The 3,411-nt window shown below is 69.2% G+C and carries 3 protein-coding genes; 1 reads left to right on the top strand and 2 read right to left on the bottom strand.

Annotated elements, in window-relative coordinates:
• Nucleotides 1-44 precede the first annotated feature (44 nt).
• Complete coding sequence (locus AC1DZ6_RS21785) at nucleotides 45-353, top strand: hypothetical protein (protein WP_477099217.1); 309 nt, start codon at nucleotides 45-47, stop codon at nucleotides 351-353.
• A 110-nt stretch (nucleotides 354-463) separates the two neighbouring features.
• On the opposite strand, the gene AC1DZ6_RS21780 is transcribed toward AC1DZ6_RS21785, so the two are convergent.
• On the bottom strand, nucleotides 464-1,750 hold the full coding sequence (locus tag AC1DZ6_RS21780; protein ID WP_477099216.1) for a metal-dependent hydrolase family protein: 1,287 nt from the start codon (nucleotides 1,748-1,750) through the stop codon (nucleotides 464-466).
• Nucleotides 1,751-1,907: 157 nt separating this feature from the next.
• Nucleotides 1,908-3,251 (bottom strand): amino acid permease, encoded by a 1,344-nt coding sequence (locus AC1DZ6_RS21775; RefSeq protein WP_477099215.1) that lies wholly within the window; start codon nucleotides 3,249-3,251, stop codon nucleotides 1,908-1,910.
• Nucleotides 3,252-3,411 lie beyond the last annotated feature (160 nt).

Raw genomic sequence — 3,411 nt, 5'->3', positions numbered from 1 at the left:
CCACGCCTCTCCCTTCCAGGCCAAGGTTCGCCTAAGCTGGGGCCATGAGCCTGACCAACGCCCTGCTGTTCCTGGCCTTCTTCCTGGCCAATCTCGCTATTGCCGGCACGACGCTCTTTCTCAGCAGCAGCGTGGACACGCTTCTGACCCAGCGGCATCCCGACGTCTGGCGTTCTATGCAGGGTTATTCCTTCGCCGCACGCGAAGCCCGAACACGCTTCTTCTTGAGCCGTGCGCCCTACCGGCTGAATGATGCAGAACTATCGCAAGCCATGACGCGATGCTGGCTAGGTAACGGCGCCTGGTGCGCGTTCATGCTCCTGAGCGTCATCGTCATGGCGCTGCGGAGTTAGGCCCCGTCGTTTCAAGACCGGCGGCCCTGCCGGCACGCCGTCGGACGCCTTCACCCCTCACCCTCCCACCGCTTCGCGGCGGGCCCCTCCCTCTCCCCTCCGGGAGAGGGTTACTTGACGATGACTCCGCCCTTCATCACCGCGCTCATATGCTCCAGCACCGAGATGTCGGCCAGGGCGTCGCCGTCCACGGCGATCAGGTCGGCGTAGCGGCCGGGGGCCACGGCGCCGACGTCGGTCTTCTTCATCAGCTCGGCCGCCACGGTGGTCGCCGACTGGATGGCCTGCATCGGGGTCATGCCGTACTTGACCATGTAGGGCAGCTGGCGGGCGTTCAGGCCGTGGGGGTAGACGCCGGCGTCGGTGCCGTAGGCGATCTTGACCCCGGCCTTGACGGCCTTGCGGAAGCCCACCCGCTGGGCCTCGGTGGTCTCGTAGTTCTTGCGCAGGGTCTCGGCCGGCCAGGCGTGGGCCTTGCCGTAGGCGTCGATCCAGTCGCCGTCATAGATGTCGGCCACCAGGAACACGCCCTTGGCCTTCATCATGGCGATGGCCTCGTCGTCCATCAGCGAGCCGTGCTCGATCGAGCGCACCCCGGCCCGCATGGCGGACTTCATGCCCTCGGCCCCGTGGGCGTGGGCGGTGGCGTAGGTCCCGCGCTTGGCGGCCTCCTCGACGGCGGCGCGAATCTCGTCCTCGGTCAGCTCCTGCTGGCCCGGCTCGGTGCCGACCGTCAGGACGGCGCCGGTGGCGATCAGCTTCAGGAAGTCGGCGTGGTGGGCCAGGATGTTCGCGGCCTTGCGATGCGCGTCGGCGGCGTCCTCGACCACGCCCACGCGCATCTCGGCGGGGATGCCGACGTCGGCCGCTATGCCGGTGATCTCGCCGCCGCCGCCGGGGATGGTGATGTAGGCGCCGGCCACTGACATGCGGGGTCCGGGCACCAGGCCGGCGTTGATCGCGTCGCGCAGGGCCACGTCGCCGAACGCTCGCCAGGTGCCGACGTCGCGCACGCTGGTGAAGCCGGCCTCGAGCGTCACCCGGGCGTGGGCGGCGCCGATATAGGCCTGGTAGGCGGCCGTGGTCAGCAGGGGCTCGGCGATGTTCTCGGTCTGCTCCTGGTCGACCAGATGGGTGTGCATGTCGATCAGGCCCGGCAGCACCATGCGGCTCGACCAGTCGATGACCTTGCCGTCGGTGGGGGCGGTCTTCCACGGGGCGACCGAGACGACGCGGTCGCCGTCGATGGTGATCAGTTGGTCGGTCAGCACCTTGCCGGCCAGGGTGTCGACCAGCTTGCCGGCGTGGACGTAGAGGGGGGCGGCCCAAGACGCCCCGGGGGCGGCGAGCGCAGTGAGCGCCAGGGCGGCGGCCGCTGGGATGGTGCGGATATTCATGCGCTCTCCCTCTTTGATCCGCTCATCCCGGCGAAGGCCGGGACCCAGATGGAATGGCTTTGAGGCTGACGCCACGGACTCTGAGCCCATCCAATCAGCCACACCGCTATAGGATCTGGGTCCCGGCCTTCGCCGGGATGAGCGGATTTCTTGAATGTCATTCGCTGGTCACCTGGCCCCTGCCCCGCGTCAGCCAGTAGAACGGCGCGCCGATGGCCAGCAAGCCCACGCCCAGCAGCACCGCCTGGCCGCCGGCGCCCACCAGGGTCCAGACCGAATACACCCCCGCCAGCAGCGCGATCACCGTCAGCGCCGTGGTCGGGGCGATCCGCCGCGAGGCCTGCAGCTTCAGCGCCGCCAGGGCGCAGGCCAGGTAGGCGAACAGCGAGGCGGTGGTGGCCACCAGGGCGATGAAGGTGAACAGGTCCGCCATCGACTTGGCGTAGTTCATCAGCACCAGGACCGTGAGAAACCCGGCCGACAGCAGGTGGGCCCGCACCGGCGCGCCGCGCGCCGACTCCTTGGCCAGAAACGCCGGAAACACCCCGCCCTTGGCCATGGCGTAGGGCATCTCGCCCTGCAGCAGCACCCAGCCGTTCAGGGCCCCGAAGGCGCTGATCGCCGCGAACAGGGCCAGCACCTTGCCGGCGTTTCCGCCCCAGTAGAGGCCCACGAAGTCCGACAGCGGAGCGTTGGAGGCCTTGAGGCTGTCTGTCGGCATCAGCAACACCACCGCCGAGCAGACCAGCAGGTAGATCGCCCCGGTGAACACCGTGCCCACCAGGGTGGCGCGGGGAATGGTGCGGACGGGATCCACGACCTTGCCGGCCGGCACCGTCGCCGACTCCAGGCCCAGCAGCGCCCACAGGGTCAGGGCTCCGGCGGCCGTGATGCTTCCCGGATGGATGTCGGCGGCGCGGAACGGGGTCAGGGTCGCGCCGCCGTCGCGGCCGATCACCCAGAAGGCCAGGCCCGCCACGGCGACCAGTGGCAGCAGCTTGAGCACGGTGGTCACCACCTGCACCCCGCCGGCCAGGCGGGCGCCGGCGATGTTGATCGCCACCATCAGCCAGACCGCGCCCAGGGTCACCAGCAGGTGCATCCCCGGGACCTCGGCGATGGCCGGGAAGATCACCGACAGGTAGCTGACCGCCCCGGTGGCGATGGCGGCGTTGCCGACCCACAACGAGATCCAGTAGCTCCACGCCACCATGAATCCGACCAGCGGCCCGAAGGCTTCCTGGGTGTAGGCATAGGGCCCGCCGGCCTTGGGAAACGCGCGCGCCAGGCCGGCGAACACGAAGGCCAGGCACAGGGCGCCGCCGATGGTCAGCACCCAGCCGAACACCGCGTTCCAGCCATAGGGGGCCAGGGACGCGGGCAGCATGAACACCCCCGAGCCGATCATGTTGCCGACCACCAGGGCCGTGCACATCCAGAAGCCGAGGGCGCGGGGGCCCGTGGACTTGGGAATCGGGACCTTTGGCGGGGTCTCTGTCATGCGGTTACGCTTTCACGGGCGCGGACGTTCGTCCATGTCCTCTAGAGACCGCTCATCCCGGCGAAGGCCGGGACCCAGATGGAATGGCGGTGTGGCTGACGCCAAAGGCGCTGAGCTCCTCCCATCAACCCCCCAGCTTTGGGATCTGGGTCCCGGCGGC

It is taken from the genome of Caulobacter sp. P1_B12_2 (assembly GCF_056406675.1).
The sequence above is the reverse complement of the archived record's forward strand: the minus strand, read 5'-3'. Positions and strand labels throughout refer to the sequence as shown.